General features: G+C 67.7%; 11 protein-coding genes. 5 read left to right on the top strand and 6 right to left on the bottom strand.

All coding sequences use genetic code 11. The features are described 5' to 3' along the window. Positions 1-126 precede the first annotated feature (126 nt). A complete protein-coding gene (locus N5D91_RS08340) occupies positions 127-2,664 on the top strand; it encodes a methyl-accepting chemotaxis protein (RefSeq protein WP_110713911.1) in 2,538 nt (845 codons plus the stop codon). A 46-nt stretch (positions 2,665-2,710) separates the two neighbouring features. On the opposite strand, the gene N5D91_RS08335 is transcribed toward N5D91_RS08340, so the two are convergent. The 5 genes from N5D91_RS08335 to N5D91_RS08315 form a co-directional block, all read right to left on the bottom strand. After that, a complete protein-coding gene (locus N5D91_RS08335) occupies positions 2,711-5,233 on the bottom strand; it encodes a sulfite reductase flavoprotein subunit alpha (protein ID WP_180854013.1) in 2,523 nt (840 codons plus the stop codon). A 660-nt stretch (positions 5,234-5,893) separates the two neighbouring features. Further along, positions 5,894-6,457: a TlpA disulfide reductase family protein gene (locus tag N5D91_RS08330; RefSeq protein WP_180854012.1), complete on the bottom strand. Its 564-nt coding sequence runs from the start codon at positions 6,455-6,457 to the stop codon at positions 5,894-5,896. Beyond that, entirely contained in the window at positions 6,454-8,838 is a 2,385-nt protein-coding gene (locus tag N5D91_RS08325; protein ID WP_180854011.1) for a protein-disulfide reductase DsbD, read from the bottom strand. The genes N5D91_RS08330 and N5D91_RS08325 overlap by 4 nt, the downstream gene beginning before the upstream one ends. After that, a complete protein-coding gene (cutA, locus tag N5D91_RS08320; RefSeq protein WP_010481118.1) occupies positions 8,835-9,173 on the bottom strand; it encodes a divalent-cation tolerance protein CutA in 339 nt (112 codons plus the stop codon). The genes N5D91_RS08325 and cutA overlap by 4 nt, the downstream gene beginning before the upstream one ends. 68 nt (positions 9,174-9,241) lie before the next feature. Next, positions 9,242-11,032, bottom strand: coding sequence for an endonuclease (locus tag N5D91_RS08315; protein WP_180854010.1), 1,791 nt, complete (start codon positions 11,030-11,032; stop codon positions 9,242-9,244). A 357-nt stretch (positions 11,033-11,389) separates the two neighbouring features. On the opposite strand from N5D91_RS08315, the gene N5D91_RS08310 reads away from it, so the two are divergent. Beyond that, positions 11,390-11,677 (top strand): co-chaperone GroES, encoded by a 288-nt coding sequence (locus N5D91_RS08310; RefSeq protein ID WP_006396661.1) that lies wholly within the window; start codon positions 11,390-11,392, stop codon positions 11,675-11,677. Between the two features lie 81 nt (positions 11,678-11,758). Further along, positions 11,759-13,408 (top strand): chaperonin GroEL, encoded by a 1,650-nt coding sequence (groL, locus tag N5D91_RS08305; protein WP_014038666.1) that lies wholly within the window; start codon positions 11,759-11,761, stop codon positions 13,406-13,408. Positions 13,409-13,495: 87 nt separating this feature from the next. Here groL and N5D91_RS08300 read toward each other — a convergent pair whose 3' ends face one another. Further along, on the bottom strand, positions 13,496-14,419 hold the full coding sequence (locus N5D91_RS08300; RefSeq protein WP_180854009.1) for a LysR substrate-binding domain-containing protein: 924 nt from the start codon (positions 14,417-14,419) through the stop codon (positions 13,496-13,498). Positions 14,420-14,669: 250 nt separating this feature from the next. Here N5D91_RS08300 and N5D91_RS08295 point away from each other — a divergent pair, with 250 nt between their 5' ends. After that, positions 14,670-15,305 (top strand): glutathione S-transferase family protein, encoded by a 636-nt coding sequence (locus N5D91_RS08295; protein ID WP_180854008.1) that lies wholly within the window; start codon positions 14,670-14,672, stop codon positions 15,303-15,305. Positions 15,306-15,318: 13 nt separating this feature from the next. Further along, positions 15,319-16,347, top strand: coding sequence for an LLM class oxidoreductase (locus tag N5D91_RS08290; RefSeq protein ID WP_180854007.1), 1,029 nt, complete (start codon positions 15,319-15,321; stop codon positions 16,345-16,347). Positions 16,348-16,354: the final 7 nt, after the last annotated feature.

Below are 16,354 nucleotides of genomic sequence, written 5' to 3'. Positions count from 1 at the left end.
GCCCCGTCGCGTGTGCCGGGTACAAAGGCGGCGTCCGCCAGCAGTCGGTGCGACTGAACCAAAAAAACCCCTAAAGTTGCTCCATATCCAGCCGATACAGGTGCGTCCTTCCGCCTGGAGTCTGTCATGTCGGCCGTTGTTCCCCACCTCCGGTCCCTGCGCACGCGTCTTGCCACGTTGCGTTCGGTGTCCCCCGGCCTGCTGCTGTGGCTGCAACCACACCGGCTCAGCGTAGCCAACAAGCTCAAGGCGACCCTGTGGGTCTGTGGCCTGGGGCTGGTGGCGATCGCCGCCGTCCACGCCTGGACTGGACATGGCAGTGCGCAGGCCGCACGCACCCAGGCCAGCTACCAGCGCGGTAGTGACCTGGCCGCCAGCCTGGCCACCCGCGTGGCGGAAGCGCGTCGCCTGCAGACCCAGTATGCACGCAGTTTCGATGATGCTGACCGCAGCCAGCTGCTGGCCATGCAGAAGGCGCTGCAGGCCGACCTGCAGGCGCTGCGCGCGATGCCGATGGATGCCGGCCGGCGCAAGGCGCTGCAGGCGCTGACCGAAGCCGCCGACGCCTTCTCGCAGGGCGTGGCGGCCCTGTTCGAACGGGTCGACGAGATGGGCCGCGGTGAGGCCGGCCTCGCTGCGCAACTGCAACAGGCTGCAGACACGCTGCAGGCGCAGGTGGATGCGCAGCAGCGGCCCGCGCTGGCGCTGTCCCTGCAGAAGATGCGCCGCCAGGAGGCGTTGCTGCTGCTGGATGGTGACTCCGTCCATGCCGACCGCGCCAGCGAGGAGAAGCTGCCGTTCGATCTCGCGCTGGCGGGCCTGTCCACCGACGTGCAGGATGCCCTGCGCAGCGGAATGGAGGGCTACCAGGTTGCCCTGCTGGGTTACACCGCGGCCCGCGTCGGCCTGGATGTGGAGGCGCAGTCGCTGCTGGATACCGCTGCCGGCGTGGCACCGGCGCTGGCCGCCTTCCAGCAGGCCCAGGTGGCGGCGCTGGCCAGGGCGCAGGCGCGCCAGCAGGCCGGCGCACGCACCATGAGCGTGCTGTTCGTACTGACCCTGCTGCTGGTCGCTGGCGTGCTGATCACCAGCCTGGTGCTGGTGCTGCGCGCGGTGCGCCAGCCGATCCAGGACACCCTGCGCTTCGCCAGCGATATCGCCGACGACCGCTTGGACACGACGTTGCGTGTGTACAACGCCAACGATGAGATCGGTCAGCTTGCCCAGCGCCTGGTCGACATGCAGCAGCGCCTGCGCGCGCGCATCGAGACCGAACGTGCTGTGGCGCGCGGCAACACCCGCGTGCGCCAGGCGCTGGACAGTGCGCAGACCGGGCTGATGGTGGTCGATGCCGAAGGCCAGGTGGCCTATGCCAACCCGGCGCTGCTGCTGCAGCTGGAACGCCAGGGCGATGAGCTGGTGGGCAGCGATGCAGTAGGCCTGCATCCGGCGCTGGCCAGCCTGGCTGGCGTGCGACAACGCGAAGAACGCGAGATCGGCCATTCCGGTGTGCGCTATCAGCTGGTCGCCAATCCCATTGTCGACGAGGAGCATTTCCTCGGCGTGGCGGTGGAATGGCGCAGCCGCGCGCTGGAAACCCTGCTGGAAACCGAAGTGGCGGCCCTGGTCGACGCGGCCGCGCACGGTGACCTGCACGGGCGCATCGCGCTGGAGGGCAAGCAGGGCTTCGTACGTACATTGTCCACCAGCATCAACCGCTTGCTGGCCACCTTCGAGGCCAACCTCGGCGATCTGCAGGCACTGTTGGCTGCGCTCGCCCGTGGTGATCTCAGCGTACGCATGGAGGGTGAACTGCAGGGCGTGTTCGCGCGCATGCGCGATGATGCCAACGCCACCGTCGCGCAACTGGGTCGCATCGTCACCCGGATCCAGCAGGCCACGTCCAGCCTCGATACCGGCGTTGGCGAGATCGTCGCCGGTCACCACGACCTGTCACAGCGCACCGAGCAGCAGGCCGCCAACCTGGAAGAGACCGCAGCGTCGATGCATGAGCTGACCGATACCGTGGGCCGCAATGCTGACGCCGCTGGCCGCGCGGACGCGCTGGTCAAGGGCGCGGCGGCAGTGGCCCAGCGCGGCGGTGAGGCGGTCGGCCAGGTGGTGGCAACCATGCATGGCATCAGCGAAGCCTCACGGCGGATCGGTGACATCACCCAGCTGATTGATGGCATCGCCTTCCAGACCAACATCCTCGCGCTCAACGCGGCGGTGGAAGCGGCACGTGCCGGAGAGCAGGGCCGCAGCTTCGCTGTCGTGGCTGCCGAAGTGCGCCTGCTGGCACAGCGCAGTGCCGAGGCGGCCAAGCAGATCAAGGGATTGATCGAGGATTCGGTGACGCGTGTCGGGCAGGGCAACCAGCAGGCCGAGCAGGCTGGCACCACGATGGGCGAAATTGTCGGCAGCGTGCAGCAGCTGGCGGATCTGCTGGCCGGGATCCGCAGCGCGTCGCAGGACCAGCATGCCGGCATCGCACAGGTGAACCAGACCATCGTGCAGATGGAGGCCAGTACCCAGCGCAACGCCAGTCTGGTGGAAGAGGCGGGAGCCTCGACTGCGCAGATGCAGGCGCAGGTGCATGCCCTGGCAGAAGCCGTGGGCGCGTTCCGTTTGCAGCCAATGCCACGGGCGCGCGCTGCGGCCTGATTCTGTTCCGGTAGTGCCGGCCGCCGGACGGCACTACCCTTGTGGCTCAATACACGTCGCGGCGGTAGCGCCCGGTCTCCAGCAGCGTTTCCACCGCGTCATCACCCAGCGCGGCGCGCAGCACCTGGTCCACGCCTTCGGCCATGCCCTGCAGCGAGCCGCAGACATGGATCACCGCACCGCGCTGCATCCACTCGCGCAGCGCATCGACGGCCGCACCCAGGCGATCCTGTACGTAGCCACCCTCACCATCGCGCGAGAACGCCAGGTCCACCCGTGCAAGATGGCCGTCGGCCTGCCAGGCCTCGATCTCGTCGGCGAACAGGAAGTCGTGTGCGCGCTGGCGCTCACCGAACAGCAGCCAGTGCCCGTGCTCGCCTGCGTGGGCAGCTTCGCGCAACAGGCTGCGCAGGCCGGCAATGCCGGTGCCGTTGCCGATCAGCACCATCGGGGCAGTGCCGACACGATGGAATCCAGGATTGTGGTGCACACGGGCGACGATGCTGGCACCGATCGGCGCATGCAGCGACAGCCAGCCCGAACCCAGCCCTGCCCGCCCTGAGGCGTCCTGTACCAGCCGCACCACCAGCTCCACCACGCCATCATCCGTACAGGAGGCGATCGAGTACTCGCGGCCAGGCAGCAGCGGCAGCGCTGCCAGCCACAGGCAGGCGTCCTGCACCGCCAGCGCGGCATCGGCATCGGGCAGCTCGCGTTCACTGGCCAGCGCCAGCAGTGTGCGCGGATGGCCGTCGACCAGCAGCGGCTGCAGCGGATCCAATCCATGCGCCTTCAACACCGCGCTGGCATGCCGCGCGTTGTGGCGCGGCGCGATGTGCAGGATGTCACCTGCCTGCCACTGCACATCGGCCGGCGTGGCAAGGCGGATACGCCAGATCGCGCCACCGATGCTGCCCGGGTTGAGACGGTCACGGCCGAGCAGGCGCCAGTCATGCATCTGCGTGGCGGCTGGCAGCACGCTGTCATCGGTGGTGATACCGGTCAGTGCACCCAACTGTTGCTGCCACTGGCGCAGGGTCGGCACCGAGGCGGCATCGACATCGATGCGCTCGAACAGCGGCCGCGCGCCGTTGCCGATCAACCAGCCATCGAACTGGCGGCCGAAGCCGCAGTACTGCGGGTACTGGCGGTCACCCAGTGCGAGCAGGCCGAACTGCAGGCGCGACAGGTCCAGGCGCTGCGCGAGCAGCAGCCGTGCAGCGCGCCGCGCTGCATCCGGTGGCTCGCCGTCGCCGAAGGTGCTCAGCACGAACAGTGCCTGGGAGGTGGCCTGCAGCTTCGCGGCATCGGCGCGGGCCAGCGGCAGCACCTGCACCGCATGACCGGCGGCCTGCAGCTGTGCGGCCGCACGCCACGCCAGCTGTTCGGCCAGGCCGCTCTGGCTGGCGTGCACCACCAGCCACGGCGCGCCGGCACCCTCGGCAGGCGTCGTGGGCAGCGAGCGGCGCAGCCCTCGCGCCGCACGCTGGCTGCGGCGGCGGTCCAGGTAGAGCATCCAGCCGGTGATGAAGAACAGGCTCATGCCCAGGCTGCTGAGCATCACCACGACACGCCCGGGCACGCCGAAGTAGCTGCCCGAGTGCAGCGCGAACACGCTGGTGGCCAGCTGCGCGCCGGCGCCCTGGCGCGCATAGGGGCGGGCATCGAGCGTGGCCCCCGTGCCTGGGTCCAGCTGCAGCAGATCATGCGCGCGGTCATGCTGGCCGCCGCGCTGCGACGGATCACCGGCCATCACCCGCACGTTCAGTGCCTGCCCCGGCTTCTCCGGCAGGCGCAGGTCGATGTAGCCGGTGCGCACGCCGGGCAGTGCGTACAGCGTGGCTTCGATGCGTTCCAGGTTCAGGGCGGCGTCGGTGGCGACCTTGTGCCTGGCGGCCGGTGCGACGCCCAGCAGGGTGTTGGCGGCACTGCGATACCAGTCGAACGACCACCACAGGCCGGTCAGCGCACTCATCAGGTAGATCAACAGCACCCAGGTGCCGACCACCGAGTGCAGGCTCCACAGGAAGCCACGGCCGCTGCGCGTCCATTCCACCGCCAGCCAGCTGCGCCAGTGCCACCAGCGCCGCGGCCAGCGCAGGTAGAGCCCGGACAGGGTGAAGAACAGCAGCGCGATGGCACAACTGCCGGTGATCCATTTGCCGCGCTCGCCGGCGGCGAGGTGGCGATGCAGATCCTCGACGAAATCGAACAACGCCTGCCCGCGCAGGGCGCTGAAGCGCTCGCCGCTGTACGGATCGAAGTAGACCCAGTGTTCCTTGCCGCCGGCGAAGCGCGCCACCGACGGCCGTTGCCCGGTGGCATCCACGCGCAGGCGTTGCAGGGGGCGATCACTGCCGGCCTGCAGCAGCGGCACCAGTTCGCTGAGTTCAAGCGGAAGCTGGCCGTCGGCATGGTGCTCGGCGATCTCGGCGAAGCCGGGATTGGCCGCCCGCAGCAGTTCATCCTCGAAGGACAGCACGGCGCCGCTGAGGCCCATCACGGCCAGCACGGCACCGGCGGTGATGCCCAGCAGCCAGTGCAGTTGGAACAGGACGTTCTTGAACATCGAAGAAGGAGGGCCTGGAAGGCTGCCGCCCGCATCCTGCGCAACAGCAAATGAGAATTAGTCGCGGAATTCTCCGTGGCGCTCCGGCTGCGGTCAAGCAGGGGGGTACCGGCCGGGCTGCGCCCGGCACCGGCCGTAGTGCCGGCCGCTGGCCGGCAACCTCAGAAGCAACAGCCGAAGCAACAGCGGGTTTCCTGTGAGGAGGCGGGGTGGGTCCGGTTGCGGGGGACGGCGTGAATACGTCCATGTAGCCTCGGTCGCGCCATCCATGGCGCTCACGCCCCCTCAACCGGACCCACCCCGCCTTCGACAGTTTCCTGCGATCTGTCGGAACGGCGTTCTGCTTTGGTGGGTGCCGACCGTTGGTCGGCACGGGGTCTGATTCCGTTCTGAATATCGATATCTGACAGATGTGTCGACCAAGGTCGACACCTACCAACAGCCGCGAAGATCTGTCAGAGGTGGGGCGGTGTGGGTGGTCAGGACCGTTGGCGCCATGGATGGCGCCATCGAGCCCCCATGGACGGGTTTACGGCGTGTCCTGACCACCCACAGTGCCCCGCCATCCCACGGAATGCCCGCTTTGGCTTTGGTTGTTGCCGTTGCCGTTGCCGTTGCATTGAGCAGGGTGCAGGGCTGCAAGCCCTGCAAAAAACACCCTCACTTCACCCAGCGGTCGATCTCGCCGTGGGCGAACGGTCCCAGCTTCGCCTTCACCAGCCGCCCCTGTGCATCGAACAGCACGCTGTAGGGCAGCAGGCCCTGGGTATTGCCCAGCTGCACGCTGGCATCGCGCGGCCCGGGTGTCTCGATCACGATCGGGTAGCCCACCGGCACCCGTTGCAGGAAGCCACGCACGTCCTCCGGGGTATCCAGCGCCAGGCCAAGAACCTGCACACCATTGTCGCCCTGGCCGCGGGCGAAGCGGGCCAGCTCGGGCATTTCTTCCACGCAGGGCGCGCACCAGCTGGCCCAGACGTTGATCAGCAGGGGGCGGCCGGCGAAGCGCTGGCGCAGGTCCAGCGGTCGGTCATCGAGATCCGGCAGCGTCAGCGCCGGCAGCAGGTCGCCTACCTGCAGCGCAGGCGTCGCGGCGGCAGCAGGGGACGCGGCAGGCGGTGTGTCGGATGCCGCTGGCGCTGGTGCCAGCCGATGCCCGGCCCACAGGCCGAGGCCGGCGGCCAGCACCGCTGTCCACAGCAGCGCTGGCCGTTGCCATTTCATCGTGCGGTGCGCAGCAGCGCTTCCTCGACCACCGCCTGGGTCAGCAGGGTCGGCAGCACGGTCGGCGGTGCGCCGGGGCCGTACACCACGTACAGCGGCACGCCCACGGCCTTGTGCTCTTCCAGGAACGTGGTGATCTGCGGGTCCACATTGGTGTAGTCACCGCGCATGTACACCGCGTTGGTGCGCTTCAGCAGTTCCTTGAACTCCGGCCGCGACAGCACGGCGCGTTCGTTGGCCTTGCAGCTCACGCACCAGTCGGCGGTCATGTTCACGAACACCACGCGGTTGTCGGCACGCAGGCGGTCCAGCAGCTGCGGCGAATACTCCACCACATTGTCGCTGGCGGTCTGTGCGGCACGCGCCGGCGCTGCCAGCTGGGTCACGCCCCAGGCGGGGACCAGTGCACCGATCGCCAGCAGCACGCCGAGCAGGGTGACGGCGCGCGAGCCGGTCCAGCGGTTGCGTTCAAACAGCCACAGGCCGAAGGCCAGCAGCAGCAGGCCACCCAGTACCAGCGCCATGCCGTCCACGCCGCGCTGCTTGCCCAGCACCCACAGCAGCCACAGCACGGTGGCATACATCGGGAAGGCCAGCACGTGCTTGAGCGTTTCCATCCACGGGCCTGGCTTGGGCAGGCGGCGCGCCAGCGCCGGCACGAAGCCGATCAGCAGGAACGGCAGGGCCAGGCCCAGGCCGAGGAACAGGAACACGGTCATCGCCTTCAGCGGCGGGGCAATGAAGGCGTAGGCAATCGCGCCGCCCATGAACGGGCCGACGCAGGCACTGCCGACCACGCAGGCCAACGCACCGGTGAAGAAATCACCGGCCGGGCCACTGCGGCTGGCCAGCGACTGGCCGAGGTTGCCGATGCCGCCGCCGAGGGTGAACACGCCGGACAGACTCAGGCCCACCGCGAACATGATGTAGGCCAGCGCCGCCACCACGCCCGGGTGCTGCAGCTGGAAGCCGATGCCGACGGCGTTGCCGATCGCGCGCAGGCCAACCATCAACGCACCGATCACCGCGAATGCGACCAGCACGCCCAGCGTGTACCAGAGGGCGTGGCTGCGCGCGCGCTGCGGGCTTTCGCCACTCTGCGCCAGGCTCAGGACCTTCAGCGACAGGATCGGCAGCACGCAGGGCATCAGGTTCAGTACCAGGCCACCGGCCAGCGCCAGCAGCAGCACCCAGACGAACGAGCGGTCCGGATTCGGCGTGGTCACCGGCGGTCGCGTGCGCAGCGCGTTGTCACCGCGCGCGTCGGGGGCGAATTCATTGCCTGCGCCTTCACTGCCGACGGTTGCCGGGGCCGCTGCACCATCGTTGGGCACGGTCGGCAGCAGGCGCAACGGGGCGCCGTTGGCGGCTTCGCGCGGTGCGCCACTGGCAGCGGGCAGCGGGCTGATCACCTCGTTGCGCGGTGGCGCCTGATCGGCACTGGCGCTGATCTTGCCGGCAGGGATCGACAGCTTCACCCGGCGGGTCATCGGCGGGTAGCAGATGCCATCGGTCTGGCAGCCCTGGAAGGTCACCACCAGGGTGCTGTCGACCGCATCGGCGACGGAGCGGCGCAGCGGCAGCGGCACTTCCACCTGGTTGAAGTAGACCGAGACATCGCCGAAGTGCTCGTCGCGATGCGACTGCGCGGCCGGCCAGCGCGGCTTGTCGGCCAGCACACCGGTGCTGCCTTCCAGCTTCAGCGAGGTGCGGTCGCGATACAGGTAGTAGCCCGGCGCCGGGCTGAAGCGCAGCAGCAGGGTATTGCCGTCGCTGGCGATGGCGTCGAAGCCGAACGCCTGCTCCGACGGCAGCGGCAGCGCCTGGCTGTTGCTGGCCGCACCCGGCAGGCGCAGGCCGCCGCTGTTGCCGGCACCGGCCAGCGGGTTGTTGAACGGGCTGGCCGCACCGGTGCGTGCAGCCGGGGCGTTGGCCTGTGCACCGGCACCGGGCAGGGTGACCTGCACCACGCGCTTCTGCGGCGGGTAGCAGACACCGGCATCGGCGCAGCCCTGGTAACGCACTTCCAGGCTGATGGTGCCGGCGGCGTCGGTCGGCGTGCCGGGCAGGGTGGCCTGCAGGCGTTCGCGATAGGTTTCGACTTCGCCGAAGAAATCGTCGTGGTGCTTGTCGCCCTTGGGCATCTGCAGCGCGCCGGCATTGAAGGCCGGGTCCGCCTTGACGCTGGTGCGGTGGCGATACAGGTAATAGCCCGGTGCGATCTTGAACTGCAGTTGCACCTGGCCACGCTCGGCGGCGGTCGCGGTCAGTGCGAACGCCTGGTCCACCGGCAGCAGGTCTTTCTCATCCAGGGCGAACGCCGGCAGCGAGAGCCACAACAGGGCGCACAGGGCGGCGCCACGCGCAAACAGAGTCTTCAATCAGTGTCCTCCCGGGTCTGTGCCCGGATCCAGTCCAGATACGCCGGCAGGCCGGCCCGGGTTTCGACCGCAATGCACTCCGGGAGTTCATACGGATGCAGTTCGACGATCCGGGCAATCGCGTCATCGACGCGACTCGCGGTGGTCTTCACCAGCAGCTGCAGCTCGGCGTCGGTGGTCACCTCGCCCTGCCAGCGGTAGGTCGACTGCGCGCCATCGAGGCGGGTCACGCACGCGGCCAGGCGCTCGCCGACCAGCGCGTGCGCGATGCGCTCGGCACTGGCCCGGTCCGGGCAGGTGGTCAACAGCAGCAGGACGGGATCGACGGTCGACATGACCGTCGAGTATAGGGCCGCCGCCGGGTCAGGGCCCGGCGGCGGCAGTGGACCGCTGCGTTGCGCGGTCAGTTGGCCAGCTGGCAGGTGGCCGGCTTGGCCGAGGTGAACAGGGCCGGGGTCGCCCACTCGGGGTGGTCGATGAACGGGTTGCGGTTGCCCTGGAAGCTGTAGACCACGTCATTGCGCGCACGCTCGGCATCATCCGGCGGATCGGACAGGTGCCAGTCGATCAGCGTTGACAGCAGGCCCATGTAGGCCGGCGAACTGCTGGTCTTGACGATCTTGCTGCGGTCGTCGGTCAGCTCCAGGTCCGGCTCGGACTGGCCGGTGGCTGCATCCTTGCCGCCCTCGTAGCGGATCGCCATGTACATCACCGCACGCGCCATGTCGCCCTTGCGCTTGCCCCACACCTCGAAGGTACCGGTGTTGCCGTCCGGCGTGCGCACCCAGTTGGAGTTGCCCGGGTAGCCGCCGCTGCCGCCGCCCTGGCCGTTGTTGGCCTCGGTGGCGCGTTCGCCGCAGCTCGCATCGCACTTGCCGAACGGCTTGTTGCCACGGTCGGCGTTCCACTGCGCGTCGGTCAGGTACAGCATGTGGGTGTCGGTGTACGGCGCGTACGGCAGGCCCTTGTCGCCGGTGGTGCTGGCAAAGCCCAGCGAGTTCGGCCAGGTGTGCTCGCGGTTGTACTTCAGGCCACTGCCACTGCCGGCGCGATCGGTCACCTTGGCGTAGCTGCGGTTGCGGTACGCATCCAGGATCCTGCCGCTGTTGTTCGGATCTTCGTCGGCGATTTCCAGGATGGTCCAGGTGCTGGTGCCCGAGCCGCTGTACGGGTAGGCGGTGTGGCCCTTGATGGTCGCGTGCAGCGAGCAGCGCAGCTGGCTGGGGCTGCTGGTATTGACCTTGGAGTAGTACCCGGCCGGCACGCCCGGGTTGCCGGGGTCCGGGTTGCCGCCGGTGCTGGCCACGGTGAAGGCGATGCGGCTGTCGGCGGCGGGGTGCGCGCCCTGCAGGTCGGTGATGCGCGCGGCGCGGATGTCGAAGCGACAGGCTTCACCGGCCACCAGCGCGGAGTTGGTGGACAGTTTCACGCTGCGGCCGCTGGTCGGGTAGGTCAGCGGTACGCTGCCGGAAGTGCCGCAGCTCAGTGCGAACGCACCACTGGCCAGGTTCACCGTTTCGCTGAACACCACTTCCAGATCGGCCGCGGCCGGGAAGGTGCTGCTGCCCTGCGCCGGGGTGGTGGTGGACACTGACGGCGGCGTGTTCGGGCCTGGGGTGCCGCCACCGCTGAAGGTCTGGCCGTTGTTGCAGCTGCCGAATGTCTGTTTGGCCGACTCGGCCCAGGTGAAGTGGGCGTACTGGCTGCCGCTGCCGGTCAGCTGCAGCGAGGTGCCCGGCGCCGTGCTGTTGGTCTCGGCCACCGGGATGTTCTGGCTGGTCATGCCGGCGGCGGGGCCACCGGAGGCGGTGATGGCGCCCTCGTAGCTGAGGAACTGCACCACCTTGCCGCTGGCGTCGACCAGGGCGATGCCGTCGTTGGGGCCATTCTGGATGCCGTTGGTCGGGTAACTGACCACGGCGATGGTGGCGCTGCCGCAGCCGGCGGCGGTGCCTGCCGGGACCGGGTTGTTGGCGTAGACCACCGCGGCCGAGGCGTTGGCGCCGTTGTACAGATACAGGCGGTAGCCGGAAAGGTCCTCACCGGCAGTGGCCACGACCTCGATCGCTTCGCCGACGTCACCGGCGGCGGTGCTGTCGTCGTAGTGCAGTTCGTTGATGAAGACCTCGGCCTGGGCCGGCGCGGCGGCCAGCGCCAGCAGGCAGGCGGCGGCAAGCGGGGACAGCAATCGCATCGACTACTCCTTGTGATTGGGAATGCGCGGCCGAGCCTAAGGCCGATCCAGTGACACTTTGTCGTAAATGAACGTCAGATATCTGACAGTGCGACGCCAGTCACCAAAAGTCGAGGGTTCCAGCGACAGGGTTGCCGCGTTGCACCGGCCTCCAGGCCTTCACACCAGCGCGGATCGAGCGGGCCCGGGGCAGTGAAATTTTTTCCGCGAGCGGCCTTGAAAGGTCCGGGGCCAGCTCCATCTCTGTCCTGCTCCCGATTCATCGGGCTTTTTCGCGAGCAATGCTGGCAGTCACCTGGGGTGAGTGCTAACATCGCCAGACTTTTTCAGACCAATCAATAACTTAAGAGGTCTCTCATGAGCATCAAGCCGCTGCACGACCGCGTTGTGGTCAAGCCGATCGAAGCCGACGAAATCTCCGCCGGTGGCATCGTCATTCCGGATTCGGCCAAGGAAAAGTCCACCAAGGGTGAAGTCGTGGCCGTCGGCCCGGGCAAGCCGCTGGACAACGGCAGCGTGCGCGCTCCGTCGCTGAAGGTCGGCGACAAGGTCATCTACGGCCAGTACGCCGGCAGCTCGTACAAGAGCGAAGGCGTCGAGTACAAGGTCCTGCGCGAAGACGACGTGCTCGCCGTCATCGGCTGAGCCTCGGCGCGACCTGTTTCAACCTGATCCCCAAATCCCAGCCGCCGGGCATCGTCCGGCGCTACCAATGAGGTAATTGCAATGGCTGCCAAGGATATTCGTTTCGGTGAAGACGCCCGTTCGCGCATGGTGCGCGGCGTCAACGTTCTCGCCAATGCCGTCAAGGCCACCCTGGGCCCGAAGGGCCGCAACGTCGTGCTGGAAAAGAGCTTCGGCGCGCCGACCATCACCAAGGACGGCGTCTCCGTCGCCAAGGAAATCGAACTGGCTGACAAGTTCGAGAACATGGGTGCGCAGATGGTGAAGGAAGTTGCTTCCCGCACCAACGACGACGCTGGCGACGGCACCACCACCGCCACCGTGCTGGCCCAGGCCCTGATCCGCGAAGGCGCCAAGGCTGTTGCCGCCGGCATGAACCCGATGGACCTCAAGCGTGGTATCGACAAGGCCGTCGTGGCCGCCGTTGCCGAGCTGAAGACCATCTCCAAGCCGACCGCCGACGACAAGGCGATTGCCCAGGTCGGTACCATCTCGGCCAACTCGGACGAGTCGATCGGCCAGATCATCGCTGACGCGATGAAGGAAGTCGGCAAGGAAGGCGTGATCACCGTTGAAGAAGGCTCGGGCCTGGACAACGAGCTGGACGTGGTCAAGGGCATGCAGTTCGACCGCGGCTACCTGTCCCCGTACTTCATCAACAACCAGCAGTCGCAGACCGCTGACCTGGATGACCCGTTCATCCTGCTGCACGACAAGAAGATCTCCAACGTCCGTGACCTGCTGCCGGTGCTGGAAGGCGTCGCCAAGGCCGGCAAGCCGCTGCTGATCGTGGCCGAAGAAGTCGAAGGCGAAGCGCTGGCGACCCTGGTGGTCAACACCATCCGTGGCATCGTCAAGGTCGTGGCCGTCAAGGCGCCGGGCTTCGGCGACCGTCGCAAGGCGATGCTGGAAGACATGGCCGTGCTGACCGGCGGCACCGTGATCTCCGAAGAAGTGGGCCTGTCGCTGGAAAAGGCCACCATCAAGGACCTGGGCCGCGCCAAGAAGGTGCAGGTCTCCAAGGAGAACACCACCATCATCGATGGCGTGGGTGACAAGGCTGCCGTCGACGCACGCGTCGGCCAGATCAAGACCCAGATCCAGGACACCTCCTCGGATTACGACCGCGAGAAGCTGCAGGAACGCGTGGCCAAGCTGGCCGGTGGCGTTGCCGTGATCAAGGTCGGTGCTTCGACCGAAATCGAGATGAAGGAAAAGAAGGATCGCGTCGACGACGCCCTGCACGCTACCCGTGCAGCCGTTGAAGAAGGCGTGGTCCCGGGCGGCGGCGTGGCCCTGGTCCGTGCGGTCACCGCACTGGCCGGCCTGAAGGGTGCCAACGAAGACCAGAACCACGGCATCCAGATCGCCCTGCGCGCGATGGAAGCCCCGCTGCGCGAAATCGTGGCCAACGCCGGTGAAGAACCGTCGGTCATCATCAACAAGGTCAAGGAAGGCACCGGCAGCTTCGGCTACAACGCCGCCACCGGCGAGTTCGGCGACATGCTGCAGTTCGGCATCCTGGACCCGACCAAGGTGACCCGTTCGGCGCTGCAGAACGCGGCCTCGATCGCTGGCCTGATGATCACCACCGAAGCCATGGTTGCCGAAGCTCCGAAGAAGGACGAGCCGGCCATGGGTGGCGCCGGTGGCATGGGCGGCATGGGTGGCATGGGCGGCATGGACTTCTAAGTCCCCACGTTCGCCCCGCAATGAAAAACCCCGCCGCAAGGCGGGGTTTTTTGTGGCCGGCTGCGATGGCATCGCTTTCCGAGCGGCTCATCCTGCGTCCTGCAGGGTGTGTGTGCTTGCTTCCTGCGGCGTCATCAGTGCTGCATGCAACCAGGTCATGAAAGCAGGTATCGCCGCGTTGGCCTCGCCGTCCGCACGCGTCACCGCGTAGTAGGCGAAGGCCTGTGGCCAGGGCTGCTCGATCACCACCTGCAGCCGGTCATTGGCGAGTTCTTCGGCCGCGTGGATGTCGCGCACCAGGGCGATGCCTTGCCCGGCCACCGCCGCGCGGATCAGCAACAGGTCGTCATCGAACGCAGGGCCGCGCTCCAGTCGTTCATCGATGGGCAGATCCAGTGCCTGGAACCACAGCCGCCAGTCGCTGCGGTCGGCGTCCTGCAGCAGCGGCAACTGCAGGCAATCCTGCACCGTACCCACGGCAGGCGCGCTGGCCAGCAGCGCAGGGCTGGCCACCGGCAGCAGTACCGGCGCCAGAAGATGCTCGGCATGCAGGCCAGGGTAGCGGCCCAGTCCATGACGGATCGCGATGTCCACGCCGTCGCGGCGCAGGTTGGACAACGCCGCGCTCGCATCCAGCTGAACGTCCACCTGCGGATGCAACGCACTGAACCCGCCCAGTCGCGGCGCCAACCACTGTGCGGCGAAACTGGGTGCGGCACTGATGCGTAGCGTGCACCGTGTTTCCCAGCGTTCGAGTGTCTGCAGGCTCTGTGCGATCTGATCGAAGGCCTGCAGCAGCTCCGGATACACGCGCGTGCCGGCTGCACTGAGCACCACGCCATGCCGGGTGCGGTCGAACAGGCTCACGCCCAGCCGCTCCTGCAGCTGTCGAAGCTGCTGGCTGATTGCACCAGGTGTCACCCCCATCGCATCGGCGGCGGCGGTCAGGCTGCCATGGCGGCCGGTTTCAACGAAGGCCCGCAGGCCCAGCAGCGGCAGCACCGCACCCATCTCCACTCTCCTGTAACCGCGTCGGCACCCGCCGAGCGACGACAGCATATCGACCGCACTGCAGGCTGTCGCGCGCGCGTCGCGCACGTTGAGCCCCGCTCAACTCCCCGTGCAGGAGACATCGTTTCCCCACGATGCAGGTCTTTCCTAGACTGCCCGCACGGCTGCTGCAGCGCCCGTTTCCGCATCGCCTGGCCTCGTCCATCGAAGGCCGGTGCGTGCCGTCGCTCCCTGCCGTCCAGGAATCCTCGTGAACGAACCATCGCTGCACCTGTATACCGACAGCTCGCCCAATGGCTTCAAGGCCACCATCGCACTGGAAGAACTGGGTCTTCCCTATCACCTTCACCACGTCCACATCGCCGATGGTGAACATCGCCATCCCGACTTCTTGCGGCTCAACCCGCATGGCCGCATTCCCGTGCTGGAAGATCGCGCGCGCGGCATCGTTGTCTTCGAATCGGCGGCGATCCTGATGTACCTGGCCGAACAGGGCAATGCGTTGCTGCCTTCCGAACCGGCTGCACGCTGGGAGACGCTGACCTGGCTGATGTTCCATGCCGCCAGCGTCGGCCCGATCCTCGGCCAGCGCGTGCATTTCGAGCACTTCGCACAACAGCCCGATTCCGCGGCAATCGAACGCTACCGCCGCCTGAGCGACGAGCTGTTCGGCGTACTCGACCAGCGCCTGCAGGGACGCGAGTGGTTGGCTGGCGATCACTACTCGATTGCCGACATCGCCCACTTCGGCTGGCTGCACATCGCCCGCATCATCGGCATCGATTTGTCGCGGCATCGCCATCTGGATGCGTGGTACGCACGGGTTGCCGCACGCCCTGCGGTACAGCGCGGCGTGCAGCTGCCCGAACCGGCCACCGGACCGTAAGGAGGCGATGCTGATGAATGATTCCCTTGCGATGCCGGGCGCATCGGCGCCCGCCTTTGCCACGCACCCGGGCTACCAGCGCATGTTCCGCGCCGACGCGCTGACCCTGGGCATCTACCTGCCGCTGCGTTTCTACCAGGGCGACATGGCCGTGCTGCAGGGCCAGGCGCGGCTGGTGGAGGAGATCGACCGCCATGGCTTCGCTGCGGTATGGGTGCGTGACGTACCGCTGTTCGATCCGCTGTTCGGTGATGCAGGCCAGCTGTTCGATCCATTCACCTACCTTGCGTGGCTGGCAGCGCGCACGCAGCGCGTGGCCCTGGCCACCGGCAGTGTGGTGCTGCCGCTGCGCCACCCGATCGATCTGGCCAAGGCGGCGGCGTCGATCGATCAGCTGTCCGGTGGGCGGCTGGTGATGGGTGTGGCGTCCGGTGATCGACCGCTGGAGTTCCCGGCCTATGGGGTGGAGCACGCGGCGCGCGGAGAGCGCTTCGCCATCGCCATGAATGAGATGCGCCGTTGGCTGCAACCGGGGGTGGGTGGGCGGATGACGCATGCTTGGGCCGAGCAGGGCGTGCAGTTGCTGCCGCCCACGGTCAGTGGCCGCGTTCCGCTGGTTGTCACCGGTGGCGCACGTCAGCCACTGGAGTGGATCGGCCAGCATGCCGATGGGTGGCTGACCTATCCAGAGGCCACCCATGACAACGCCGGTCCGCAGCGGCTGGCCGCGAAGATCGGCGCCTGGCGCGCGCTGATTCCGGATGGCGGCTTCCGTCCGCACATGACCAACGAGTGGATCGACCTGGTGGATGACCCGGATCATCCACGCACGCCGCTGCAAGGGGGCTATACCCTGCGCACCGGCCGCAAGGGCCTCATCGACCTGCTGCAGGCCTGGCAGCGCGCCGGCGTGAATCACGCGGCGCTGGGTATCCAGTTCGCCGCGCGTCCTGCCGGCGACGTGCTGCAGGAGTTGGCGGAGGAGGTGCTGCCGCTGTTCCCGTCGCATCCGGGGCCGGCGCCGAAGGTGATGGACTGGTAGCACGTTC

Source organism: Stenotrophomonas sp. GD03794 (assembly GCF_029842145.1).
GTDB lineage: Bacteria > Pseudomonadota > Gammaproteobacteria > Xanthomonadales > Xanthomonadaceae > Stenotrophomonas > Stenotrophomonas riyadhensis.
Note: the sequence above shows the minus strand (reverse complement) of the source record. Positions and strands in the feature narration are given on the sequence as shown.